At 68.4% G+C, this 24867-nt stretch carries 25 protein-coding genes; 15 read left to right on the top strand and 10 right to left on the bottom strand.

Annotated elements, in window-relative coordinates; genetic code table 11:
• Positions 1 to 22: 22 nt before the first annotated feature.
• The 3 genes from GP2_RS07565 to GP2_RS07575 are packed head-to-tail and all read left to right on the top strand — an operon-like array spanning position 23 to position 2533.
• Positions 23 to 871 (top strand): TetR/AcrR family transcriptional regulator, encoded by an 849-nt coding sequence (locus GP2_RS07565; protein ID WP_006899898.1) that lies wholly within the window; start codon positions 23 to 25, stop codon positions 869 to 871.
• Positions 868 to 1659, top strand: coding sequence for an SDR family NAD(P)-dependent oxidoreductase (locus GP2_RS07570; RefSeq protein ID WP_006899899.1), 792 nt, complete (start codon positions 868 to 870; stop codon positions 1657 to 1659). The genes GP2_RS07565 and GP2_RS07570 overlap by 4 nt, the downstream gene beginning before the upstream one ends.
• Before the next feature lie 22 nt (positions 1660 to 1681).
• Positions 1682 to 2533, top strand: coding sequence for a polyphosphate kinase 2 family protein (locus GP2_RS07575; RefSeq protein WP_006899900.1), 852 nt, complete (start codon positions 1682 to 1684; stop codon positions 2531 to 2533).
• Here the strand turns inward: GP2_RS07575 and GP2_RS07580 are convergent, their stop codons facing one another.
• Complete coding sequence (locus GP2_RS07580; protein WP_255218597.1) at positions 2534 to 3745, bottom strand: benzoate/H(+) symporter BenE family transporter; 1212 nt, start codon at positions 3743 to 3745, stop codon at positions 2534 to 2536.
• 42 nt (positions 3746 to 3787) lie between these two features.
• Here GP2_RS07580 and GP2_RS07585 point away from each other — a divergent pair, with 42 nt between their 5' ends.
• Positions 3788 to 4363 (top strand): XRE family transcriptional regulator, encoded by a 576-nt coding sequence (locus GP2_RS07585; protein WP_006899902.1) that lies wholly within the window; start codon positions 3788 to 3790, stop codon positions 4361 to 4363.
• A gap of 112 nt (positions 4364 to 4475) precedes the next feature.
• On the opposite strand, the gene GP2_RS07590 is transcribed toward GP2_RS07585, so the two are convergent.
• The 4 genes from GP2_RS07590 to GP2_RS07605 all read right to left on the bottom strand — a co-directional run bounded on the left by GP2_RS07590 (position 4476) and on the right by GP2_RS07605 (position 9138).
• Positions 4476 to 5330 (bottom strand): hypothetical protein, encoded by an 855-nt coding sequence (locus GP2_RS07590; protein ID WP_006899903.1) that lies wholly within the window; start codon positions 5328 to 5330, stop codon positions 4476 to 4478.
• Between the two features lie 275 nt (positions 5331 to 5605).
• Positions 5606 to 6508, bottom strand: a complete 903-nt coding sequence (locus GP2_RS07595) for a 3-hydroxybutyryl-CoA dehydrogenase (protein ID WP_006899904.1) — start codon at positions 6506 to 6508, stop codon at positions 5606 to 5608.
• A gap of 148 nt (positions 6509 to 6656) precedes the next feature.
• Positions 6657 to 7952: an isocitrate lyase gene (aceA, locus tag GP2_RS07600; RefSeq protein WP_006899905.1), complete on the bottom strand. Its 1296-nt coding sequence runs from the start codon at positions 7950 to 7952 to the stop codon at positions 6657 to 6659.
• Between the two features lie 469 nt (positions 7953 to 8421).
• Complete coding sequence (locus GP2_RS07605; protein ID WP_006899906.1) at positions 8422 to 9138, bottom strand: hypothetical protein; 717 nt, start codon at positions 9136 to 9138, stop codon at positions 8422 to 8424.
• 132 nt (positions 9139 to 9270) lie between these two features.
• On the opposite strand from GP2_RS07605, the gene ramB reads away from it, so the two are divergent.
• On the top strand, positions 9271 to 10701 hold the full coding sequence (gene ramB / locus GP2_RS07610) for an acetate metabolism transcriptional regulator RamB (RefSeq protein ID WP_006899907.1): 1431 nt from the start codon (positions 9271 to 9273) through the stop codon (positions 10699 to 10701).
• Between the two features lie 3 nt (positions 10702 to 10704).
• On the opposite strand, the gene GP2_RS07615 is transcribed toward ramB, so the two are convergent.
• The gene (locus GP2_RS07615) at positions 10705 to 12093 is read right to left on the bottom strand and encodes a lipase family protein (RefSeq protein WP_131734797.1); all 1389 of its coding nucleotides are present in this window, start codon (positions 12091 to 12093) and stop codon (positions 10705 to 10707) included.
• A 469-nt stretch (positions 12094 to 12562) separates the two neighbouring features.
• On the opposite strand from GP2_RS07615, the gene GP2_RS07620 reads away from it, so the two are divergent.
• On the top strand, positions 12563 to 13840 hold the full coding sequence (locus GP2_RS07620) for a lipase family protein (RefSeq protein WP_040526620.1): 1278 nt from the start codon (positions 12563 to 12565) through the stop codon (positions 13838 to 13840).
• A 36-nt stretch (positions 13841 to 13876) separates the two neighbouring features.
• On the opposite strand, the gene GP2_RS07625 is transcribed toward GP2_RS07620, so the two are convergent.
• A complete protein-coding gene (locus GP2_RS07625) occupies positions 13877 to 14341 on the bottom strand; it encodes a MaoC family dehydratase (protein ID WP_006899910.1) in 465 nt (154 codons plus the stop codon).
• Between the two features lie 25 nt (positions 14342 to 14366).
• Here GP2_RS07625 and GP2_RS07630 point away from each other — a divergent pair, with 25 nt between their 5' ends.
• The 8 genes from GP2_RS07630 (at position 14367) to GP2_RS07665 (ending at position 19646) form a co-directional block, all read left to right on the top strand.
• Positions 14367 to 14903: a carboxymuconolactone decarboxylase family protein gene (locus tag GP2_RS07630; RefSeq protein ID WP_040526608.1), complete on the top strand. Its 537-nt coding sequence runs from the start codon at positions 14367 to 14369 to the stop codon at positions 14901 to 14903.
• A 24-nt stretch (positions 14904 to 14927) separates the two neighbouring features.
• Positions 14928 to 15587, top strand: a complete 660-nt coding sequence (locus GP2_RS07635; protein WP_006899912.1) for a class I SAM-dependent methyltransferase — start codon at positions 14928 to 14930, stop codon at positions 15585 to 15587.
• 41 nt (positions 15588 to 15628) lie between these two features.
• Positions 15629 to 16447 (top strand): class I SAM-dependent methyltransferase, encoded by an 819-nt coding sequence (locus GP2_RS07640; protein ID WP_006899913.1) that lies wholly within the window; start codon positions 15629 to 15631, stop codon positions 16445 to 16447.
• Entirely contained in the window at positions 16444 to 16773 is a 330-nt protein-coding gene (locus GP2_RS07645) for a cupin domain-containing protein (protein ID WP_006899914.1), read from the top strand. The genes GP2_RS07640 and GP2_RS07645 overlap by 4 nt, the downstream gene beginning before the upstream one ends.
• Before the next feature lie 40 nt (positions 16774 to 16813).
• Positions 16814 to 17479, top strand: a complete 666-nt coding sequence (locus GP2_RS07650) for a helix-turn-helix transcriptional regulator (protein WP_006899915.1) — start codon at positions 16814 to 16816, stop codon at positions 17477 to 17479.
• Positions 17480 to 17591: 112 nt separating this feature from the next.
• On the top strand, positions 17592 to 18071 hold the full coding sequence (locus tag GP2_RS07655) for an MTB12 C-terminal domain-containing protein (RefSeq protein WP_006899916.1): 480 nt from the start codon (positions 17592 to 17594) through the stop codon (positions 18069 to 18071).
• Between the two features lie 4 nt (positions 18072 to 18075).
• Positions 18076 to 18795 (top strand): ABC transporter ATP-binding protein, encoded by a 720-nt coding sequence (locus GP2_RS07660; RefSeq protein ID WP_006899917.1) that lies wholly within the window; start codon positions 18076 to 18078, stop codon positions 18793 to 18795.
• On the top strand, positions 18792 to 19646 hold the full coding sequence (locus GP2_RS07665; RefSeq protein WP_006899918.1) for a hypothetical protein: 855 nt from the start codon (positions 18792 to 18794) through the stop codon (positions 19644 to 19646). The genes GP2_RS07660 and GP2_RS07665 overlap by 4 nt, the downstream gene beginning before the upstream one ends.
• Here GP2_RS07665 and GP2_RS07670 read toward each other — a convergent pair.
• Together GP2_RS07670 and GP2_RS07675 are read right to left on the bottom strand one after the other, a co-directional pair.
• On the bottom strand, positions 19631 to 20515 hold the full coding sequence (locus tag GP2_RS07670) for a DNA-3-methyladenine glycosylase family protein (protein WP_006899919.1): 885 nt from the start codon (positions 20513 to 20515) through the stop codon (positions 19631 to 19633). The two genes, GP2_RS07665 and GP2_RS07670, sit on opposite strands and share 16 nt — an antisense overlap.
• 128 nt (positions 20516 to 20643) lie before the next feature.
• The gene (locus tag GP2_RS07675) at positions 20644 to 21882 is read right to left on the bottom strand and encodes a metal-dependent hydrolase family protein (RefSeq protein ID WP_006899920.1); all 1239 of its coding nucleotides are present in this window, start codon (positions 21880 to 21882) and stop codon (positions 20644 to 20646) included.
• Positions 21883 to 22152: 270 nt separating this feature from the next.
• On the opposite strand from GP2_RS07675, the gene GP2_RS07680 reads away from it, so the two are divergent.
• Positions 22153 to 23199 carry a linear amide C-N hydrolase gene (locus GP2_RS07680; protein ID WP_006899921.1) on the top strand — a complete coding sequence of 349 codons (1047 nt, stop codon included), beginning with the start codon at positions 22153 to 22155 and terminating at the stop codon, positions 23197 to 23199.
• A gap of 165 nt (positions 23200 to 23364) precedes the next feature.
• On the opposite strand, the gene lpdA is transcribed toward GP2_RS07680, so the two are convergent.
• Positions 23365 to 24750 (bottom strand): dihydrolipoyl dehydrogenase, encoded by a 1386-nt coding sequence (gene lpdA / locus GP2_RS07685; RefSeq protein ID WP_040526609.1) that lies wholly within the window; start codon positions 24748 to 24750, stop codon positions 23365 to 23367.
• Positions 24751 to 24867: the final 117 nt, after the last annotated feature.

Genomic DNA, 24867 nt, shown 5'->3' on the forward strand with positions numbered 1-24867 from the left:
GACCGACTACTCTGGCTGCGTGATGGCCAACCGCCCGAAACCCGCTGCCGCTGCGCGCGCCGCGATGGCGGCTGCGGCCAACGTGACGCGCGGACTCGAACAGGTGCTGACCACGGTCACCGAACCCGGAAGCAAGCCCGACGGCCGTAAGCAGCGCTGGGAGAAGCACAAGCTCGCACGTCGCACCGAACTCACCGACGGCGTGATCGCCGCGGTCCGCGATCTCGGCGCCGACGTCGGCATGGACGAGATCGCCGCGCACATCGGCGTGTCCAAGACCGTCCTCTACCGGTACTTCACCGACAAGAGCGACCTCGGTGTCGCGACCACCGTGCGGTTCTTCGAGACGACGATCTGGCCGCGACTGACCGAGGCGATCTCCGACGACCTCGACGAGTTCACGCTCACCCGCACGGTCATCGGCGTGTACGTCCACGCCGTCGACAACGAACCGAATCTCTACCGGTTCGCGCTCGCCAGCTCCCCCACGTCCTCCCCTGCCCCGGCCGAGTCGGTACGCCTGGTGTCGCAGCTGGTCATGAGCAGCATGGTGTTGCGCATGGCCGAGCGGGGCTCGGACACCACGGGCGCCGAGCTCTGGGCGAACGCCCTCGTCGGAGGCATCCAGCACGTCGTCGACTGGTGGATGACGACCCGGACGCTCGACGCCGACCAGGTCGTCGACTATCTGACGATGATGGTCTGGAGCGCGGTGGTCGGCGTCACCGCGGTCGAGGGCTCCCGCGAGGCGTTCATGGCCGCGCCGCCCCCACTGCCGGAGCCGGCCTCGGCCGACCCCGGGTCCACCGACGCCCCGTCCGCCGAGGCCCCGTCCACCCAGGCCCCGACCACCGAGAACGCCGGGTCATGACGCGCGTCGCGCTCGTGACCGGCGGCAGCCGGGGTGTCGGTTTCGGCATCGCCCGTGCGCTCGTCGACGACGGTTGGACCACGTATGTGACCTCTCGGCACGGGACCGGCCCCGACGGGGCGCTCCCCCTCGAGTGCGACCACACCGACGATGCCGCGGTGGCAGGCGTCTTCGAGCAGATCACCTCCGCGCAGGGGCGTCTCGACCTGTTGGTCAACAACGCCTGGGCGTCGCCCAAGGGTTTCGGCGGATTCTCGGATCCGTTCTGGAAGCGGCCCGTCGACGACTGGGACACCCTGATCGGGGTCGGACTGCGCGCCCACTACGTCGCCTCGGTGCATGCCGCGCGCGCGATGACCGCACAGGGCAACGGACTGATCGCCAACATCTCGTCATTCGGCTCCCGCGGGCACCTGCACTCGGTGCTCTACGGCATGAGCAAGACGGCCCTCGACAAGATGGCCGCGGACATGGCCGTCGAGCTGAACGGCACCGGCGTCACCGCTGTGTCGTTGTGGCTCGGCCTGATCCGCACCGAACTGCTGCTCTCGCTCGGCGTCGACGAGTTCGCCGGGTTCTCGCTGAAGCGCGCCGAGGACCCGGAGTTCGTGGGCCGCGTGATCTCCCGGCTCGCCGCCGACCCCGCACTGCCCGACCACAACGGACACACGCTCATCACCGCCGAACTCGGAGCGCGGTACGGGATCGTGAACAACGATGGGACGCCGCCGGATTCGCATCGCGCAGCCTTCGGCGGCGGACCGCTCTTCCCTCCCGCAGCCGAGTGACCGCAGTCAGGAGACGACACCCATGAGCCACAGCTGGACCGTTCCCGCATCGTCGGCCCTGCGCGCACGCGCCCTCGGACCCATCGCGTCCTTCGATCCCGAATCGACCCCGGGCTTCGACGGCGACAAGGATTCCGGCACCGAGCTCCTCGCCGAGCGCGGCCGGGCCCTGGCCGATCTCCAGGAACTGCTGTATGCCAACGGCCGTTCGGGCGATCACCGCTCGGTGTTGCTGGTGTTGCAGGGCATGGACACCGCTGGCAAGGGCGGCATCGTCCGGCACGTCGGCGGTCTCGTCGATCCACAGGGCCTGTCCATCAAGGGATTCGGGAAACCGACCCCGGAGGAGCTGCAGCACGACTTCCTGTGGCGCATCCGCAAGGCCCTACCCCCTGCCGGACGGATCGGCATCTTCGACCGCTCGCACTACGAGGACGTGCTGCCCGTGCGGGTCCACAACCTGGTTCCGCGATCGGAGTGGGAGAAGCGCTACGCCATCATCAACCAGTTCGAGTCCGAACTCGTCGCGAGCGGCACGACCGTCATCAAGTGCTGCCTCGTGGTGTCGAAGGACGAACAGAAGAAGCGCCTCGCCGAGCGTCTCGATCGCCCGGACAAGTACTGGAAGTACAACCCCGGCGACATCGACGAGCGCGCCCACTGGGATGACTATCTCGAGGCGTACCAGGCGATCTTCGACCTCACCGACCACGACGCCGCTCCCTGGTACGTCATCCCGGCCAACCGGAAGTGGTTCTCGCGCCTGGCGGTGTGCGAGCTGTTGATCGACGCGCTCTCGGGCCTCGAACTCGACTGGCCGAAGGCCGATTTCGACGTGGAGTCGGAGAAGAAGCGGCTGGCGGCCGCGGGCTGACTATCGCTTCCGCAGCACCCCGAACGCCAGCAGTCCCACCACCAGTGCCCAGAAGGCGCCGCCGATGCCGGCGAAGGTGACCCCGGCCGCGGCCGTGACGAAGGTCAGTCCGGCGGGTATCCGGAACCCCTCCTGCTCGAAGGCCCCGAGGACGGCCGAGACGAACGTGGCGAGGAGCGCCAGCCCCGCAACGGCTTCGAGCAGTCCGTCGGGGGCGATCGAGGCGACCGCCACGAGCACACCGGACAACGCGGCGAGCACGAGGTAGGTGACACCCGCCGACACACCGGCGATCCAGCGTCTCGACGTGTCGGCGCCGGCCTCCGGCCCCGCGGCGAGTGCCGCCGACAACGCCGCGAGATTGATCACGTGGCCACCGAACGGGGCGCCGACGACCGTTCCCACACCGGTTACGAACATCGCAGGGCGCCAAGGTGTCTCGTATCCGAACGATCTCAGGACCGCGACGCCGGGCACGTTCTGCGACGCCATCGTCACGACGTAGAGCGGGATCGCGATACCGACGATCGCGGCGGCGTCGACGGTCGGGGTGGTCCACGCCGGTTCGGGCCACCACGCCTGTTCCGCCCAGCCGGCTCCCCCGTCGAGCACCACGTTCACCCCGATCACGACGAACGCGGTGACGAGCGCCGACGGCAGCGCCCATCGGGCGTTCCAGCGCATCGCGATCACCCACACGACGAGGATCGGCACAGTCGAGAACGGCTGGGCCGCAAGTGAGGTCATCGGTGCCAGACACAACGTCAGCAGAACCCCGGCCAGCATCGCCTGCGCGATCGGGGTGGGGATGCGCCCGATGAGCTCACCGAGCGCGGGAACGAGACCCGTGGCCACGATGAGCAGGCCGACGACGAGGAACGCCCCGACGGCCGCGGACCAGCTGCCCTCGTAGGAGTTCGCCATCGAGGCGAGCAGCGCGGCGCCCGGCGTCGACCACGCGAGTGTGATGGGACGCCGCGTCCGCATCGACAGGGCGATCATGCCGATCCCGAACGTGACCGTCAGTGCGAGCAGGCCCGACGCGGCCTGCACAGGCGTCGCTCCCACCGCCCTCAGCCCGGCGATCACCACGACGAACGACGACGTGAACCCGACCAGGGCCGTCACGATCCCGGCAACGATCGGCTCGCTGCGCGTCGACGGCGCGGTGCTGGTCATGCGGAGAGCATAACGGTATCGTTCCGTAAACAGAACACCATCTTCCGCGGACCACCAACCGACTCGCGAGGTGCAATGGCGACAGCCGACGAACGCCGACGCGCGGTCGGCGCACGCATCACGGCGTTGCGTGAGCGACGCGGCCTGAGCCTGTCCGGACTCGCCCGCGAGGCAGGCATAGGAAAGGGCTCGTTGTCCGAACTGGAGGCCGGGCAACGCAATCCGACCCTCGACACCCTGTACGCGCTGGCCGGCCCGCTCGGCGTCCCCCTGACGGCCCTGCTCGGCGAGGACACCGGCACCGAGGGCACCAGCCCCCACCTGGCGGCGCGCCTCCTCCACGTCGAGCACCTTCCCGACGGCAGCACCACCGAGGTGTTCTGGCTCCACGTCACCCCCGGCGGCATCCGCGAGTCGCCGCCACACGGCGCCGGCGTCGTCGAACACATCCTCGTCGTCAGCGGCCATCTCGAGGGGGGCCGCGCCGGCGCGGAACTAACCGCCGGCCCCGGCGAGGCACTGCAATGGGTCTCTGACGTGCCGCATACCTACCGCAGCGACGACGGAGCGCTCGGCGTCCTCACGATCCGCTCACCGCGCGATCCCGCGATGGACCCGGGCGAACCCGGAGGCAGTAGCGGTCGCGGATGACGGGCGGTCGCGCGGCGGCCAAACGCGGACACGGGCCACGACTACGACAGCGCCCCCACCGGCAGGTGGGGGCGCTGTACGTTGTCTTCGCTGAGTTCGCTTGCGCGAACGATCAGTTGGTGGTCGCCTTCTTGGCCGGAGCCTTCTTGGCGGGCGACTTCTTGGCCGGGGCCTTCTTCACGGCCGGGACCGGCTCCTCCTTGGCCGCGGCGACCTTCTTGGCCGGCGAGGCCTTGGCGGTGCGGGCCTTGGCCTCGACCTCGCCTGCGGCACCGTCGATCTCCTTGGCGACCTCGTCGGCCTGCTCCTTGAGATCCGAGCCCGCTTCGTCGATGGCGATCGCGGCGTCCTCGACCTCTTCGCTCACGCGACCGGCCAGCTTGCCGGCCTTCTCGGTGAGCTCGGCGCCGGCCCCCTCGATGGCGACGGCGGCGTCGGCGACCTCATCGCTCACGCGACCGGCCAGCTTGGCGGCGCGCTCGCCCACGAGGCGGGTCTGCGACGAGACGACGCCAAGGGCGTCCTCGGTGAGGTCGACGGCCTCGTTGTAGACCTTCTCGACGCGCGAGAGGTTCTCCTGGACGACCGGCTTCTTGCGCAGGCGCTCGAGGGTGGCCTCGCCGCGCTCGGCCAGGGAGTTGTAGAGCTCGGTGGCCTTCTCCACGTAGGGATCGGCGAGCTTCTTGAGCTCCTCGGCGCTCAGCTTGCCCTTGATCTCCTCGATGTCGGTCGGGACCTCGTCCTGCAGCGACTCGATCTTGCCCTTGACCTCACCCAGACGGCTCTGAGCGGTCTCGGGCAGCTCGGTGATCAGGGTCTTGGCCTCGGCGTAGCGGGCCTGGGCGGCCTCGGCGGCGGTCTCGGTGCGATCGCGCAGTTCGGTCAGCTTCTCGGTGACCTGTGCGACGGCGTAGTCACCGGCACCGACCGCGGCGTAGAGGGGTGCGTAGTTACGGGTGGTGGTCACGGGGACTCCTTCTGTTGGTCACCAATCGCGCTGCAGCACATGCGGTCTCGCTATCTCGGCATCATTGCCGGGCGCATGTCGGTCATCCGTCGGTGTTCGTGCCTCAGCGAGGCGGACCATGTCGGCGTTCCGGCTCGCCACCGCGCGAGATTGGGGAACCGCGGCGCCATCGGTATTGGTGTTTCCGTAGTCCAGTATCCACGCCGTGCTAACAAATGCAAGCATTCTGCTAACACTGTGGTTCACGTCACCGCTCGCGCCCGAGGGCGTCCACCTCAGACGTGCGCGGGCACGGCCTTTCCGGCGCCGTTGCGCTCGTATTCGTAGAAGCCCCGTCCGGCCTTCTTGCCGAGACGCCCGGATTCGACCATCTGCGTGAGCAGGGCCGGCGGCGCATAGAGGGACTCGCCGAACTCCTCGTTCATCCGCTCGGCGATCACCTTGATCGTGTCGAGACCCACCATGTCGGCGAGCTTGAGAGGACCCATCGGATGGGCACAGCCCAGGACCATCGCCTTGTCGACGTCCTCGACCGTGGCGAAGCCGCTCTCGACCATCCGGATCGCGGATAGGAGGTAGGGCACGAGGAGGGCGTTGACGACGAACCCGGACCGATCGGCCGAGTAGATCACCTGCTTGCCGAGGACGTCGTGCGCAAAGGACTCGGCACGGGCGGCCACCCCGGGAGCGGTCTCCGGAATGGTGACCAGCTCGACCAGGGGCAGCACGGGCACCGGGTTGAAGAAGTGCAGCCCGATCACGCGGGCCGGGTCGCGGGTCGCGGCGCCCAGCGTGCGAATGGGGATGGAGGAGGTGTTCGACGCGAGGATCGCGGCCGGATCGGCGACGACCTCGTCCAGACGGGTGAAGATCTCGACCTTGACGGCCTCGTCCTCGACGACGGACTCGACGACGAGATCACGGTCGGCGAAATCGCCCAGATCACAGGTGAATCGGAGACGGGCAGTGGCCTGGTCGCGCTCCCTCTCGGTCAGCTTTCCGCTCGAGACGCCGCGATCGAGCGACCCCAGGATCCGCGAGCGGCCGGCGGCGAGGCGGTCTCGCGTGGCCTCGTGGACGAGGACGTCCACCTGCGCACGCGCGCACACCTCGGCGATCCCTGCGCCCATCTGACCGGCACCGACGACGCCCACTCGGGAGATCTTCTGACTGGTCATTGTCGACTCCTGGGGAAGACGCGCGGCACCGGGAAAAGGGTGTGGAGATGAAGAGCCCGGGGTGAGCGGGTCGCGAAGACCCTGCTCACCCCGGGACATCTGTCAGCCACGAATCGAAGTCACACCAAGGTGCGACCGATGTGAGTTCCTAGTGGAACTGGCCCTCCTCGGTCGAGCCCTTGAGGGCTGCGGTCGAGGTGTTCGGGTCGACGGTGGTGGCGATGGTGTCGAAGTAGCCGGCACCGACCTCACGCTGGTGCTTGACGGCGGTGAAGCCACGCTCCTCGGCGGCCTTGAACTCGCGGTTCTGCAGGTCGACGAAGGCGGTCATCTGGTTGCGGGCGTAGCCGTAGGCCAGATCGAACATGCCGTAGTTGAGCGAGTGGAAGCCGGCCAGGGTGATGAACTGGAAGGCGAAGCCCATGGCGCCGAGCTCGTTCTGGAACTTGGCGATGGTGGCGTCGTCGAGGTGCTTGCTCCAGTTGAACGACGGGCTGCAGTTGTAGGCGAGCAGCTGGTCGGGGAACTCGGCCTTGACGGCCTCGGCGAACTTGCGGGCCAGCTCGAGATCCGGGGTGCCGGTCTCCATCCAGATCAGGTCGGCGTACGGAGCGTAGGACTTCGCACGCGCGATGCACGGCTCGATGCCGTTCTTCACGTGGTAGTAGCCCTCGGAGGTGCGCTCACCGGTGATGAACTCGCGGTCGCGCTCGTCCACATCGGAGGTGATGAGGGTCGCGGCCTCGGCGTCGGTGCGCGCGATGACGACGGTGGGGACACCGGCGACGTCGGCGGCCAGGCGAGCCGAGTTCAGGGTGCGGATGTGCTGCTGGGTCGGGATGAGCACCTTGCCACCGAGGTGACCGCACTTCTTCTCCGACGCGAGCTGATCCTCCCAGTGGGTACCGGCGGCACCCGCGGCGATCATGGCCTTCTGCAGCTCGTAGACGTTGAGGGCGCCACCGAATCCGGCCTCGCCGTCGGCGACGATCGGAACGAGCCAGTTGTCGACCGAGGTGTCACCCTCGACGCGGGCGATCTCGTCGGCGCGGAGCAGCGCGTTGTTGATGCGGCGAACGACGTTCGGAACCGAGTTCGCCGGGTACAGCGACTGGTCGGGGTAGGTGTGACCGGCGAGGTTCGCGTCACCGGCGACCTGCCAACCCGAGAGGTACACGGCCTTCAGACCGGCGCGGACCTGCTGCACGGCCTGGTTGCCGGTGAGTGCACCGAGGGCGTTGATGTAGCTGCCGTCACCCTTGGTGACGCCCTCCCACAGGATCTCGGCGCCGCGGCGGGCGAGGGTGTGCTCCTCGACGACCGAGCCCTGGAGCTCGGCGACCTGCTCGGCGGTGTAATCGCGCTTGACGTTCTTCCAGCGGGGGTTGGTGTCCCAGTCCTGCTGGATCTCCGCAGCGGTGCGGGGCTTTCCGACGTTGCTCATTGGCTACTTCGCTTTCGTTGTCCTGCTCGTCCCGCCCGATTCGGATCGGGACGACCGGCCCGGCACGACGCCAAGGCCTGGAGTGCTGACAGACATCCGACCCATCCCGGGAGCAGTTACTCGCGAGTACCGGCAACGGTGTCGGCCGGCTTTGCGAACTCTCGGGGTTGAGTCCGTGGTGCCTGAAGCAAGGGTGCCACACAACAAACCTGCAGGTCCAACACTTGTCAGATGCGAATCCAGGCCATTTTTCGGCGCCTGCTTGCAAAGTTTGCAAATCTTGACGTGTGAAAACGCGACCCGCTCCATCAAAAAAGTACGCGCGTACTGGGATTTTGCTACCCGACAGTACGTTCGCTCGGTCGAACCGATCTGGCCGGGTCCGGCGGGCACGGTCGACGCGCCGACGGCCGGTAGTGATGACTTTCACACCCCGGACGGGGCGCACGGAGCGGTCGCGAGGCGCCGATCAGGGTTCGACGACGCGCTCGACCGCCGTCGCGAACAGGTCGGTGAAGGCCGCGGAGGTGAGGGGCTCGACGGGGTCCGTGGGCGGCGTGGTCGCCGGCGTCGTCGCGCCCGACACCGTCAGCTGGAGCGTCACCGCTCCCGACGACGGACGGTCGAGCGCCGCGTATCCGGCGTATCCGATCTGGCGACGCACCCCGCCGTCGGGCAGCGTCGTGGTGACCTCCGAGCGGGTCAGGAGCATCTGCTCGGCGGCGCGCAGGCCTCCGGGCAGCTCGGGCGGCGACAGCTCCGTGTACTGCGTGACGACGCTGCTTCCGGCGAGGTTCCCCGTGGTGATCTCGGTGGTGGTGCGGGCGCAGCGGCCGGTCGTGCTCAGACGATCGGCGTCGATGTCCCGGGCCGCGGTGGTGACGAGTTCGACGAGGACCCCGGCGGCCCCGCGCGCGCCGAGGACCGCGGCGTTGTCGGCCGACAGTTCTCGGTTGAGGGCCTCGTCGGCGGTCGGCCGACAGAACTCCGGCGTCACCCGTGTGGTGCGGGCCGCGTCGATGCCCGCCTGGTTCCCCGCGACGAGGTCGTCGACCGACAGCGACTCGGGCGCGAACCCCGGCGGGAGATCCGAGACCGGGAGCACCAGATCGGCGGGCGAACTCGGCGGCGCGACGCCCGCGGGCTCCGAACAGGACGTGATGGCCACGGCCAGCGTCGCGGCCATCACCGCGATCGAACGGCAGCGACGGCCCGTCGATCGGCCCCCGAGTGAACGCACGCGGTCACCGTACCCTGAAGGAAGTCGACATCCCGAAGAAGATCGCCGATCTGACTTCGCCTGTTCTGGAGGTGGCAAGTGAGCAGGAGCTACGTCGGATCCCGCCTGCGGCAGCTGCGGTCCGAGCGCGGACTCTCGCAGGTGGCACTCGCCCAGACACTGGGGATCTCGGCGTCGTATCTCAACCAGATCGAGCACGACGCGCGACCACTCACCGCCTCTGTGCTGCGCCGGATCACCGAGGCGTTCGGCGTCGACGCCGGTTTCTTCGATTCCCAGGACGACATCCGCCTCGTCGCCGAGCTCCGCGAGGTGCTGCTCGACGACGACGTGGAAGCGGGGCCGGGAGCCCAGGACGCCCAGCAGATCAGTGCGATGGTCGCGTCGCATCCGGAGATCGCCCAGGCGATGGTGAACCTGCACCGCCGCTACCGGATCGCCACCGATCAGCTCGCGGCCGCCACCGACGAACGCGGCGACCGCTCGATGCGCGGCACGATCAGCGCGCCGCACGAGGAGGTGCGCGACTACTTCTACCAGCGCCGCAACTACATCCATGAACTCGATGTCGCCGCCGAGGAGATGACCAACCGGATGCGCATGCACTCGGCGGACATCCGGCGCGAGATCATGAACCGCATCGAGAACGTGCACGGCATCTCCATCGTGCGACGCGTCGACCTCGGCGACTACGTGCTGCACCGCTTCAACGCCGAGGAGCGCCGGCTCGAGTTCTCCGCCGCCCTCTCGGCGGGGCAGCGCACCTTCAAGCTCGCCAGCGAGCTCTGCTATCTCGAGTACCACGATCTCCTCGACGAACTCGTCGACCAGGGAAACTTCACCAGCGAGGACGCCCGCTCACTGGCGCTGCTGGGCCTGGCCAACTACTTCGCCGCAGCCGTGGTGCTCCCCTACAGTCAGTTCCACGGCGCCGCAGAGGATTTCCGCTACGACATCGAGCGCCTGTCGGCGTTCTACCAGGTGTCGTTCGAGACGGTCTGCCACCGCCTCTCGACACTGCAGCGCCCCAACCTCCGCGGCATCCCGTGGTCGTTCGTCCGCGTCGACCGCGCCGGGAACATGTCGAAACGACAGTCCGCCACGGGTTTCCACTTCTCGTCCAGCGGCGGCACCTGCCCGCTGTGGAACGTCTACGAGACCTTCGCCTCCCCCGGCAAGATCCTGACGCAGATCGCCGAGATGCCCGACGGCCGCAACTACTTCTGGGTGGCCCGGACCGTCGAGCGCCGCGCGGCACGGTATGGACAGCCGGGCAAGACCTTCGCGATCGGGATGGGGTGCGAACTGCGCCATGCCGGCCGGGTGATCTACTCCGACGGTCTCGAGATCGGACCGCAGGCGCACGTCACCCCGATCGGCGCCGGTTGCCGGGTCTGCGAGCGGACGAACTGCCCGCAGCGCGCCTTCCCCGCCCTCGGCGCCACCCTCCGCGTCAACGAGCACCAGTCGACGGTGTCGCCCTACATGGCGATCACCGAGACCAGGTGAGGCTCAGCGGCAGCCGTTCGGCGCGGGCACGCCGCGCAACCGGGCGTCGAGCCAGTTGACGACCTCCGGGAAGGCGACGAACACGCCGGCCATGTGCTCGGCGGGCACCTCCCGGTAGGTGGCGTTCGCACCGAGCGCGCACTGCTCGCGGTACAGCGCTCGCGCCTGCGTCGCGGGAATCCACCACTCGTAGGTACCGTGGTAGATGAACAGCGGCATCGAGGCCTTGAGTCCGGGCATCGACGTCTCCTCGAAGACGCGCTCGGCGACCGGCGAGTGGAAGGGATCGGGATCGCTCGAGAGCAGCTGCGCGGGCAGGTGCGACAGTCCGAGGACGCCCATGGTGCTGGTGCAGATGTCCTTGAGCCCCGAGGTCGCGAGCCACTTGGCGAGGTTGTTCGAGACACCGAGGATCTCCGGCCTCTCCCGGGCGACCCCGAGGACGGCCGAGAGGAACACGCCCGTCCCGAGGTTCGCGTTCATCGCCCCGGCCAACGACCGGAAATCGGCGGGCACCCCGCCGATCGCGGCACCGACGAGGCGATCGGTCAGGTCGGGAGCGTACGAGGACGCGAGTTTCGCCGCGCCGTTGGTGGCGATGGCACCACCGGAGTAGCCGTGCATGGCGACCGGGCCCTTGCCGAACTCCTTCGGGTCGAGTGCCGCCGCCGCGCGGATCGAGTCGAGGACCACGTGTCCTCCGACGTACGGCTCGGCGTAGGCCAGCCGCGCCCCGGTGTGATCGGGGACGATCACCGCGTAACCGCGCGAGAGTGCCAGCTGGATGTTCGGCGGGAAGATGTCGGTGGAGTTGGTGTCCTTGTTGTACCCGTGCGAGAAGGTGTAGCCCGGTGTGCACGTGTAGCCCAGCGTGACGATCGGGGTGTTGTTCACCAGGATCGGCCGGGACCCGGGACCCTTCCAGGGGGTCTTCGGGACGAACACCGTCGCCGTCCCGTACAGGGGTCCGCCGGTGGCGTCGGTGGTGCGGAACTTGACCTGCTTGGCATAACGCAGCGGAACCGTGACCAGGAAACCCGCCGTCCGGGTCACGTCCCGACTCGCGATGATCTCGCCGGGCCGCTTCTTCGCGAGGTCGGCCGGCCAGCGGTCGAAGAACGGGTCGCCGCTCGGCGACGGCATGATGGCCTCGCGCAGTTCCTGGAGTTCACGGGAGGCACCCGGGATGCGTGACCGCTCCGGGATGCGGGGGAGCTTGCGAACCTGAGGTTCGGGCACGAGCGCGTCGAGGTCACGCGGGAGCTCCGGCGGAACCGCGGTGAGATTCGGCGGCTCGGCGCGGGCCGACCCGGCGTCGACGAGAACCGAACCCGCGACGAGCGACACCGTCAGGAGACACGCGGTGACCGCCGCGCGCATCGCACGAGACATCTGCGTCGTTCTCGACGCCAACCAAACCCTGATGTCGCACACTCCCATGTGACACAGGCGCTCCCCCGACCCGACCATCCCCGTGTGGTCGAACCGATGAGCTTCCTGACGATACGGACCCGCTCATGCTAAGCGGACGTGCGGCGTTCGGCAGAACTCACCGGCCGATTGACGCCGAAGCCCGGTGCGCCCGTCGCCCACCCGTCACATTTTTGTCTCGAACACGTGACCGTTCCCCGCATCCGGATCGGTGAGCACGCACGCGAACCTAAGGTCGGCCCCAGCGGAGCGATGATGCTCGGGCGAGCTGCGGGAGGCGCCGATGGCGAGGATCCGGTCTCGGGAAACCGGAGTGTCCGAACCGCGGGCGCGGACTGCGCGCCTGCTCCGTGCGGCCGGCGCCTGCGTGGTGGCGGCGGTGACGCTGTGCAGTGTCGCCGCCGGCGAAGCGCCAGCAGAACCGCCCAACATGATGCCGGTGCCCCCGCCGGTCGCCGAGGCGATCGACTCCGCGGTGGGACCTCCGCCGATCCCGCGCCTCACGACGATCCCGCCGCGGGCGCGGGCCGCGGGCTTCGACCGCCGGACCCAGGAGCTCCGCGAGGCCCTGTTGCCGTCCCCGACGGGCGACCCCTTCTTCGACCGCTGGCCGGCGGACCTCGGCCGGCACCGCCCGGGACACGTGATCGCCGTCCGCGACGTGACCGCGTCCGCGGGGCCGGTGGTCACCCTGCCGCTCCGGTCGGCGACGCTGATCAAGTTCGCCACCACCGACGCGGTCGGCGAACCGATCTACGGCACGGCGACGCTGCTGGTTCCCGACCGGCGCGTCCGCGGGCCGCGCCCGCTGCTCGTCAACAACCTGCCGATCGATTCGCTGGGTGCCGCGTGCACGCCGGGATACACGCTGGCGCACGGTTTCTCCATCGCGACCGGCCCCACGGATCTGATCCCGCCCACGACGCAGATCGCCCTGGACCGGGGACACGCCGTGCTCGTCCCCGACCACCAGGGCCCCCGGATGGCCTACGCCGAACCGATCCTGGCCGGACATGTGGTCCTCGACGCCATCCGCGCGGCCCTGCGCCTTCGTCCGGACCTGTTGCAGCACAGTCGGATCGCCATGACCGGGTACTCCGGCGGCGCGATCGCGACCCACGGCGCGACGAAACTGCTCGGCGAGCACGCACCAGAACTCCGAGAACGCGTCGTCGGCGCCGCCCTCGGCGGGGTGCCCGCCGACTTCCGGATGCTGGTCGGTTCCATGAATGCCAACCTGGCGACCGGCATGTTCCACGCCGCCACGTTCGGGATCGCCCGCGAGCGAACCGCATTGCTGCCCATGCTGAATCGCCCGGCACGGTGGCTGGCGACGTCGCCGCTGAAGAACGTGTGCGTGATCCCCGAGGCGCTCGCGGGCGCGACGTTCCTGCCGATGCAGCTGCTGTCGGTGGATCCGGACCCGTTCCACTCCCCGACCGCCGAGCGGATCTACCGGATCACCGCGATGGCCGATCGCACATCGGTTGTGCCGCTGCTGATCTACCAGGGAACCCATGAGTTCTGGATTCCCGCGGCCGGGGCCCGCGCACTCTATCGCCAGCAGTGCGCGCGAGGCGCCACGGCCGCCTATCGGGAGATCTTCGGCGAACACGTCTCCGGGATGATCCTCGGATTCGGCGTGGCGATGGACTGGCTGGACCGTCGCCTCGCCGGCGTGCCCGCACCGAACGAGTGCAGGCGGTGAGGCCCCAAAACACGATGAGGCCCGGCGCTTTGCGGTTCAGAACACCAGGACGCGCAGGTTTTCCGCGACGCAGGCCGGCTTGGCCTCGCCCTCGATCTCGACGGTGTTGGTGACGACCATGTTCACACCCTTGGGGGTCTCCTCGATCGAGGTGATGACCGCGTTCGAGCGGATACGCGCCCCCACCTTGACCGGGTTCGGGAACCGCACCTTGTTCATGCCGTAGTTGAGCACGAGCCTGGGGCCCTCGATGGTGAAGATGTTGCCCGCCAGCATCGGAAGCAGCGACAGCGTGAGGTAACCGTGGGCGATGGTGGTGCCGAACGGACCCGACTTCGCCCGCTCGGGATCGGTGTGGATCCACTGGTGGTCGCCGGTGGCGTCGGCGAAGGCGTCGATGCGGTCCTGCGTGATCTCCAGCCACTCGCCCGAGCCGAGATCCTCGCCGATCGCCGCCTTGAGTTCCTCGACACTTGTGAACGTCCGTGTGCTGTTCGTCATAGTCGCCGTAGTCTACCGTGGCCCCATGAGCACACCGCGAGTCGCACCCGGGGGTCTGAGGGAGCTCGGTCCGTTCAATTTCGTCTTCGCGCGCGGGGCCGCCCGAGTGATCGGCGTCGAGGATGCGCACATCTTCTCGACACTCGGTCGGGCGAAGGGGCTCTTCCGCGGGTGGCTGCATTTCAGCGGCCGGATGATGCCCTTCGGCTCGCTGCCCCGCAAGGACACCGAGATGGTGATCATCCGGGTCGCCCACCTCCGCGGGTGCGAGTACGAACTCGATCACCACCGGCGCCTGGGCCGTCGCGCCGGGATCACCGACGCCGAGTTCGACCGAATCCTCGAGGGACCGGATGGGGGGTGGGGCGATCGCGAACGCGCCATCCTCCGTGCGGTCGACGAACTCGTCACCGGCAAGGACGTCTCCGACATCGCCTGGGCCGCGCTGTCGAGGCACCTCGACGCGCGGCGGCTCATCGAGTTCACCCTTCTGGTGGGCCAGTACGACAGCCTGGCGACGACGATCCACACCCTGCGCATCCAGCGCGATCGCCACGTCTGACACGACGCCCGGAGAGGATCGCCAATGGAGCCGATCAGCAGGTTGCTGATGCGAAACCCGGTCTTCGCCGGTGTCTACGAACGCATCTGGCGGCCGACGTTCACCCGGTTGTTCAGCCTCGGCGGAAGCGCCACCGAGGATTACGACCGCGCGTTGCGCGCCTGGCTGGCCCGCCCCGGAGAGCGGCTCGTCCTCGACGTGGCCTGCGGGCCGGGCAATTACACCCGTCTGATCGCCGACGGGCTGACCGGGGACGGCCAATGCGTGGGAATCGACTTCTCGCCGGCGATGCTCCGGCAGGCCGTCCGCACCAACGCGACCGGACGGGCAACCTATCTCCGAGCCGATGCCCACGCGATCCCGTTCGCGGACAACACCTTCGACGTGGTCACCTGTCTCGCCGCGCTCTACCTCATCCCCGATCCGCTGTCGGTGATCGACGAGATGGTGCGCGTCGCCCGCCCCGGCGGCGACATCGTGATCTTCACCTCGGTGGCGACCGAGCTGACCTCCCTGCCCGGTGTCCGCTTCGCCGTCGAGGCCGCCACCGGATTCCACATCTTCGACGAGCACGCCGTCGTCGACCGCCTCCGAGCGGCCGGCGCGGTCGACGTCGAGCAGACGATCACCGGCCAAGGCCAGTACGTGTTGGGCGTCGCGCCCGACTCCCGTCCGACCCCTTGACGGTTTGCAGTATCGTCTTCCTCGAAATAGGGAGGTTAGGTATGTCTAACGAAACTTCGGCGGCGGATCAGTTGCCGTTCCACCAGCGCAAGACCGAGGACATGCCCGGTCATTGGCTGCTGGCCCGACTCGGCAAGCGCGTGCTCCGACCGGGTGGACTCGAGCTCACCGAGAGCCTGCTCGACGACGCCGGGATCGACGGGGCCGACGTCCTCGAGATCGCCCCCGGCCTGGGGAAGACCGCGACGGCGATTCTCGAGCGCTCACCGCGCAGTTACGTCGGCGTCGACGACGACCCGAACGCGGTCGAGCTGACCAAGGGCGCCATCGGCGGCCGCGGCCGCGTCTTGCCCGGGGATGCGTCGTCGACCGGACTCGACGACGAGAGCGCCGACGTCGCCATCGGCGAGGCCATGCTGACCATGCAGTCCGACCGCAACAAGGCCAAGATCGTGCAGGAGGCCTTCCGCGTGCTGCGTCCGGGCGGCCGCTACGCCATCCACGAGCTCGCGATCAACCCCGACACCCTCCCCGACGAGGAGAAGACCGAGATCCGCAAGTCGCTCGCCCGGTCGATCAAGGTCAACGCCCGTCCGCTCACCGAGGCCGAGTGGCGCAAGCTCCTCACCGACGCCGGCTTCGAGGTCACCAAGGTCCGCTTCGCCAAGATGGCGCTGCTCGAGCCGCGTCGCGTCATCGCCGACGAGGGGCTCGGCGGCGCGCTGAAGTTCGTGGCCAACGTGCTCCGCGACGGCGACGCACGCAAGCGCGTGCTGGCGATGCGTTCGACCTTCACCAAGTACAAGTCGCACATGGCCGCCATCGAGGTCATCGCGACCAAGCCGGGGAAGTCCGCATGAGCGGCGCCACGGTGGTCACCGGCCTGACCGAGGGCACACCCAAGGACGGGGACCGTCCCGACATCTCGGTTCTCTCGCGCAACGACGGCGCGAACGTCATCCGCCTGTCGTTCCGGGCCGGACAGGCCATGCCCGATCATTGCGCCGGGCGTCCGATTCTCGTCATCGGCCAGACCGGCGAGATCGACTTCACCGTCGAGGGCGAGACCACCCGCCTCGAGCACGGGGTCGCAATCCACGTGAACGCCAACGTCCCGCATGCGCTGGAAGCCCGGTCCGATGCGGTGGTGACCCTCGTCGTGTTGGAGAATCCGAACACGAACTGACCACCACGGGTGTGGGCGCGTCGAGAGCGGAGGATCACACATGGCGACCAGGCAGCGCGACAAGATCATCGCCCTGCTCGGCGAGTCCGACGAGCCGATGGTCGCCGCGGACATCTCGACGCGCCTGCACCTGCACGTCACCACGGCCCGGTTCCACCTGGCCAAGCTCGTCGAGGCGGGGCGGGTCGAGACGACGACGGTGCCGACGCCCGGCGTCGGACGGCCTCGTGTCGGTTACCGTCTCGTGCGCCGGCCACCCACCGACGCCCTCCTGGGACATCTGCTGAGCCGCCTCGGGAGCACTCAGGCCGCCCGCGAGCACGCCGGCGCCGAGGCCGGACGCCTGTGGGCCGAGCAACACGCCCGCCCCGTCAGCGCGGACGGCCTGCCCGATCCGGTGACGGTTGCCGCCGAGACGCTTTCCGAGCTCGGTTTCCAGGTGTCGAACATCGTGAGCGCCTTCGGGTCTCATGAGCTGCGCCTGTGCGCGTGCCCACTCCAGGACATCGCGCGGTCGCACCCCGAGGTGGCCCGCGGCGTCGCCCGCGGCGTCATCGAACAGGCGCTGGCGACGAGTTCTCCCGCGCTCATCTCGCAGTACGGCGTCGCCGTGTCGCCGGACCCGGCCGGCGGCGACTGCGAGATCGTCCTGCGGCTGGCCCCACTGCGCTGCGATGCGGGAACCGTCGCGACGCCTCCAAGATGAGGCTTCCTTGAGCACTTTCAGGTGAGGCTTGCCTAAAACAATTTCGAGGATTAGGTTTCTCTCAAAGTCGACGGCGGACCACCACCGCCGAAAACAGGAGGGACCCAACGTCATGCATTCCGTCCGCAGGATGACCATCGCCGTGCTCGCGGCTCTCGTCGCCGTCATCGGGCTCGTCGCGACCACCGGCGGAGCCTCGGCCGCCAAGACCTTCCCGCCGAACTTCAAGGTCACCACCGACCGGCCCACCCTGGCGGACCTCAACGACATCGTCGAGTTCCTGGTGGAGACCCCGGCATCGGATCAGGCGAAGGCCGCCAACGTCGAGGGCGGCATGAACGCGGTGATCGTCCCGAAGACCGTGTACCAGCTGGGCCTCTTCCGCGCCCCGCGCGGCTGGAACGAGGTGACCGGGCCCCTGGTACAGAAGGGCAACAGCGTCACCGCGACCCTGAACAGCGGCTCGGCCGGTCGTCCGACCATCCGGATGACCATCGAGTTCAAGAAGCTCGACGGCAACTGGAAGCTCGCGGCGAACTCGCTGTGCCAGGGCGTCAAGACCGTCGGACTCAACATCTACTGCAACCGCTGACCCGGTGCTCGACATCGACGGCCTGTCTGTCCACATGGGCGGGCAGGCCGTTCTCGACGGGGTGAGCACCCGCGTCGAGAACGGCCAACTCGTCTACCTCCTCGGCCGCAACGGCACCGGCAAGACGACGCTTTTGAAGACCATCTGCGGAATCATGCCGGCCACCTCCGGCCGAATCCTGATCGACGGCAGGCGTTTCCCCGAACTGCCCGCACCTCCACAGGTGATCGGCATGCACCTCGGCACCGACGCCGCCCACCCGGGTCACACCGCACGACGCCACCTGAGCTGGCTGGCGCGCGCCGGCGGCATCCCGGTGTCGCGCGTGGACGAGGTCCTCGAGCTCGTCGATCTCACCGATGTCGCCCGACGCCGGGTCGTCGACTTCTCGCTGGGCATGCGGCAACGCCTCGGCATCGCCGCCGCCCTGCTCGGCGATGCACGCACACTCGTCCTCGACGAGCCGGTGAACGGTCTCGACATCGACGGAATCCGCTGGCTGCGAACGCTTCTCCGCTCGCTCGCGGACGAGGGCCGTAGTCTTCTGATCGCCTCGCATCATCTCGACGAGGTCGCCCGCACCGCAGACCGCGTGGTCGTCCTCGATTCCGGCCGCGTCGCCGCCGACGCGCGGGTCGACGAATTCGTCGGCGCCCACGCCGATCTCGAGGAGGCCTACCTGTCCGCCGTGTCCCGGCCCCGGTCCGCGGGAGTGCCCCGGTGACGACGACGTTGTCCGCCGTCGCCGGTCAGATCGGCCGCGGCACCCGCGCCGAACTCACCCGCGTGGGCGGGGCCCGCAGCATCCTTCTCTACGGACTCGTGCCGGGTGCGGTGTTGCTGCCGCTGGCGATCACGCTCGGCGTCGCCACCGTCGCCGAGCGGTTCGCCTCCATCTCGAGCAGCATCCAGGTCACCTCGGTGACCACCACCAACTCGGTCTACTGGGTCATCACCTTCACCGTGATGATCTGGGCGGTCGTCGCGGCGTATGCGCAGGCGACGGCCGAACGCGGTCCGCTCGGCGAGCTGGCCCGGTATCTGTATCCCCGTCGATGGACGGGCCTGGTGTCGCGCTGGATCGCCTACGGCGTGGGCGCCGCGGTCTGCAGCGCCGCGCTGGTCGCCCTCGTGATGGCGATCCTGCCGACGTTCTTCCCGAAGGTCTACGCCGGCGTGGACATCGGCTCGGCCGCGGGTGTCCGGTTCCTCGTCGCGGTGCCGGTCTTCGCCGTCTGCGCCGTCGGCATCGGTGTCGGGCTCGCCGCGATCGTCGGCCATCCCGCGGGAACCGTTGTGGGTCTTCTCGGTTGGGCCTACGTCATCGAGAACGCGATCAGTCTCGTCCCGAACGGCTACACGTTGCAGAACTACATGCCGTTCCTCAACGGCACCTATGGCACCGGCCAGGAGCTCGCCTTCATGCCGCCGTGGGGCCCCACCGGCGGCCTGGTGTACTGCGCCGCGATCGCGGTGGTGTTGTTCGCACTCGGTTGCGCCGCGGTGGCGCTGCGGGCGAAGCAGGTCGGTGGCCGGCGACGCTCCGGCGGGCGGCACCGTCAGATCGACCGGTAGTCGCGCACCGACATGCGCGCACCGCGACGTTCGCGCCGGACACCGTACAACTCGATCATCCGTACCACTCGGTTGCGGTGTCCCGCATAGGGTTCGAGGAGTTCGAGCATTCCGTCGTCGTCGACCGCCTGTCCGATGAGGGTGGTGCCGACGAGCGTCGGGATGTGATAGTCGCCGACCGACACGGCATCGGCGTCGCCGATCGCCCGCGACCTGGTCTCCGCCTCGGTCCAGACGCCCACTCCGCGTAGCACCGTCAGTTTGTCGGGGTGGCGTTCGACGTCGAGGGCGGTCGCGCCGCGAATGGTGCGCATGCGCACCGGTTCGATGCCGCTGCGATGCCACTCCCACGACGGGATGTCGGCCCACGCCCGGCGCGGCATCGGGACCCGCATCGTGTCGGGAACCGGGCCCGGGGCGGGTTCCCCGTAGCGGCGCAACAGATACCGCCAGGCACGCCAGGCCTCTGCGCCGACCACCTTCTGCTCCAGGATCGCCGGGACGAGTGCCTCCCAGACCCGTCCGCTGCGGCCGATGCGCAGGCCCTCCGCACGGCGGACCAGACCGGCGACGACCGCGTCGCGCACGGGCATCGACTCCGGGGAGTCGGAGGCACCGAGCATGTCGGGCATCATCTCCAGCAGCCAGTCGGCCCCCGGGCCCCATGCCCGGCCAAGCACCCGGCCCCCGCTCCGCCGGATCGAGAGTGTGCCGGGACCGTCGGGGGTGTGCACGACGCGCCAGACGGATCCGTCCGTGCCGTAGGCGAACGCGGGGTCGCCACCGCCCCGCCGGTGATGCCCGAGTGTGGCGCGCAGATCCAAGGGCCATGGCAGCGGCCATTCCCGGACCCGTTCGGCAGCGCTCATCTCACCGAGCGTAGCCCCACGACCGCGTGCGGCGGCCATGCCGATCGGCCCGCGAACGACCGCGAGCCGGTGACCTGATCGGCCACCGGCTCGCGGTGAGTCTCTCCGGCGTCACGCCGGGACCGGCGTCAGAGCGCGTATGCGCCGCGGTTGCTCGCGGCCTTGCCCTCCTTGAGGACCAGCAGGATGTTGGACTGGTCGGCCAGCGAGTCGATGTCGGCGAGCGGATCGCCCTTCACGACCACGACGTCGGCGAGCTTTCCCGCCTCCAGGGTGCCCAGCTTGTCGTCGACGCCACACAGCTCCGCCGAGGTCTTGGTGCCGGCGACGATCGCCTGCAGCGGGGTCATGCCGCCGAACTTCACCAGGCAGCCGAGCTCGCCGAGGGTGGCGCCGTGGTCGGGGACCAGACCGGCGTCGGTGCCGACCGCGACCTTGACGCCCGCCTCGATCGACGCGGCGATCGACTCGTGGGCGAGCTTGTGCCACTTCTCGGACTTCGCGACGGCCTGCGGGGTCGCGGTGTCGGGCTTGAGGGTCTCGATGAGGGTGGGGACCAGGAACTGGCCGCGCTCCACCATCTCCTGACGGAGTTCGTCGGTGAGTGCGTAGCCGTGCTCGATGGAGTGCGCGCCGCCCTGGACCGCGGCCTGGATGCCGAGGAAGCCGATGGCGTGTGCGGCGACCTTGCGACCGCCGTAGTTGTTCGCCTCCTCGACGAGGGCCGCGACGATCTCGGTGCGGGCACCGAGCCAGTCCGGGTCGTCGCTGGGCGAGGAGACGCCGCCACTGGATGCGACCTTGATGACGTCGACGCCGCTGCGCAGCAGCTCGCGGACGGCCTTGCGGGCCTCGTCGACGGTGTCGACCAGCTCACCGCCGATGATGCCGGTTCCGCTGAGCCCGGACGGGATGTGGAAGTCGGCGTGACCGCCGGTCTGGCTGAGCATCTTGTCGGCGACCAGCAGGCGCGGACCGGCGACGAGGCCGTGGGCCACCGCGTCGCGAACGCCCACGTCGATGCCCATGAGGTCGCGGACGGTGGTGACACCGGCGTCGATGGTGGCCTTGAGCCGGTCGATCAGCTCGAAGTAGCGGTACGACGGCGGGACCATCGCCGCCATGATCGGCGACCCCTTGGTGCCGGGAAGCGACAGATGCACGTGGCAGTCGAAGAATCCGGGGGTGACGGTGTTGCCGCCGACATCGATCTTGACCGGCTTCTTCGATTCGTCGACCTGCGGAGCACCCGAAGCCGCGCCCGCGTAGGCGATCTTGTTGTCTTCGATGACGACGACCGCGTCGGCAATCGCGTCGGCTCCGGTCCCGTCGATCAGGCGGGCGTTGTGCAGGATCGTTGTGGTCATAACCTCTGGTTATACCGTGTGCGCATTGTCGACTCGGAACCCTCCCGCGGCATTTCGCCGGTTGATCTGGCTTTTGTCACGAACGACCTGCCGCAAACGGCACGAAATTGATCTGCGGTCCGTTTCGGGCCTCCGCCTAAGTGGAAGTGAGGGATTCGTGCCGATTTTCCTCATGAATCCCGCCCTCCGCGGCGTGGTCACTAGGCTCGCCGACGGTGCGCCGATCAGCGCACCGTCGATGAACACGATGAGTGAGGCAGTGACCAAACCATGTGCACACGAGTGATCTGGCCCGACGCCAACGGTTCGGTGCTGGTCGGCAGGAACATGGACTTCCACAAAGACCTGATGACCAACCTGTGGACGCAGCCACGAGGGGTGAGGCGTGACGACGGCGTCAGGGGTGATCTGACCTGGACGTCGAGATTCGGCAGCGTGATCGCGACCGCCTTCGACATCATCTCCGTGGACGGGCTCAACGAAGCGGGGCTCGCCGGGCACGTCCTCTGGCTGGCGGAGTCCGACTACGGCACCTACGACGACTCTCGACCGGCGCTGAGCCAGGCCATCTGGCTGCAGTACTTCCTCGACAACTTCGCCACCGTCGACGAGGCGGTCGCGTGGATCGAGGAGACCGACGTCCAGGTCGTGCAGATGGACGACCCCACGGGCGGCGTGCGACCGACCATCCACCTCGCACTCGACGACGCCACCGGCGACTCGGCGATCATCGAGTACATCGACGGCCGCCCGAGGGTCTACCACGACCGGTCGTACGTCGTGATGACCAATTCGCCGACCTACGACAAGCAGCTCGAGTTGGTCAAGCGGTACCAGGGGCTCGGCGGTGACCAGCCGCTTCCGGGTTCCACCCTCGCGGCCGACCGGTTTGCGCGGGCGTCGTACTACGTGAAGCGGCTCGCCCGGCCCAGCACCCAGGTGGAGGGCATCGCCGCGATGTTCAGCGTCATCCGCAACGCCGCGCAGCCGTTCCGAATCCCGGATCCCGGCAAGCCCGATGCGTCCCAGACCATCTGGCAGACGGTGACGGACCTGACGAACAAGCGCTACGTCTTCGAGTCCACGACCCGGCCCAACATCGTCTGGGTCGATCTCGACGATCTCGACCTCGGTGAGGGCGCTCGCCAACTCAAGCTCGACTTGTGTGGTCGCCTCGCACTCGAGGGCGGGCTCGCGGGCAACGTCGGCGCCTGCTTCGAGGACGCCGGGCCGATGACCTTCCTGTCCTTGCAGATTCTCGAAGAACTGGAGATGGCCGCTGCGGACCAGGGTGGCGGCGACAAGCCCCAGGCGTGACACGCCCGGACCGCGCAGACGATTGCGGCCGGTCCGCTCCCGAAGAGGGAACGGATCGGCCGCAGCCGTATGTGTGTCCTACCGGTCGATCATGTGTCCCGACGCGCGGCTCACAGGTTGATCATGTGCCCGATCGCGCCGTGGCATGCCAACCCGACACGCGGCTCACAGGTTGATCATGTGCCCGATCGCGCCATGGAACGTCTCCTGGAGCGCTTCCGACATGGTCGGGTGGGTGTGCACGTTGCGCGCCAGTTCCTTGGCGGTCAGGTCCCACTTGTGGGCCAGGGTCATCTCCGGGAGCATCTCGGAGACGTTGTCGCCCACCAGGTGTCCGCCGAGCAGTTCGTCGGTGTCGGCGTTGGTGATGAGCTTGGCGAAGCCGGCGGTCTCGCCGAGTCCCTGGGCCTTGCCGTTCGCGGTGAACGGGAACGTGGTGGCCTTGACGTTGTAACCCTCGTCCTTGGCCTGCTGCTCGGTGAGGCCGAACGACGCGACCTGCGGCTGACAGAAGGTCGCACGCGGCATGAACCGGTAGTCGCCGAGCGTCATGGTCTCCACGCCGGCGATGGTCTCGGCGGCGACGACGCCCTGGGCCTCGGCGACGTGGGCGAGCTGCAGCTTGGCGGTGACGTCGCCGATCGCGTAGATGCCGTCGACGTTGGTGCGCATGTAGTCGTCGATGGCGATGGCGCCGCGTTCGGTGAGCTCGACGCCGGTGTTCTCGAGTCCGTAGCCCTCGACGCGCGGCGCGAATCCGACGGACATGAGGACCTTGTCGACGGTGAGCTCGCCGGCCTTGCCCTTGGCGTCCTCGTAGGTGACGGTGACGTTGTCGCCGTTGTCGGTGACGCTCTGGACCTTGGTGGAGGTCAGCAGCTTCACGCCGAGCTTCTTGTACTCTTTGGCGACGGCCTTCGACGAGTCGGCGTCCTCGTTGGGCAGGACGCGGTCGAGGAACTCGATGATGGTGACGTCGACGCCGTAGTTGGCGAGGACGTAGCCGAACTCCATGCCGATGGCGCCGGCGCCGACGATGACGATCGACTCGGGGAGTTCGCGGGTCAGGATCTGGGTCTCGTAGGTGACCACGTTGTCCGAGAGCTCGACGCCCGGCAGCAGCTTGACCGTCGAGCCGGTGTCGATGATGACGTTGTCGAACGTGATCTCACGATCGCCGACCATGATGGTCTTGGCGTCCTTGAAGACGCCGTAACCGTCGATCTCGGTGATCTTGTTCTTCTTCATCAGGAAGTGGACACCCTTGACGATGCCCTCCGAGACCTTGCGGCTGCGGTCGAATGCCGCGCCGAAGTCGAAGGACACATCGCCGCTGATGCCGAAGGTCTTCGCCTGATGGTTGAAGATGTGCGCGAGTTCGGCATTTCGGAGCAACGCCTTGGACGGGATACATCCGACGTTGAGACACACACCGCCCCAGTACTTCTCCTCGATGACGGCGGTTTTCATGCCCAGCTGAGCCGACCGGATCGCGGCTACGTACCCACCTGGACCTGCACCCAATACAACTGTTTCGAAGTGTTCAGCCACGCCATTCACCCTACGTCTCGGCCGTGGGCCGCCGCAGTCCGTCCCACTACTCGGGGGTAACCGGCGCCAGGATTCAATCACTGATTGAATCGTTGTTTGATCTGTGGTTTCATCCAC

Source organism: Gordonia paraffinivorans NBRC 108238 (assembly GCF_000344155.1).
Lineage (GTDB): Bacteria > Actinomycetota > Actinomycetes > Mycobacteriales > Mycobacteriaceae > Gordonia > Gordonia paraffinivorans.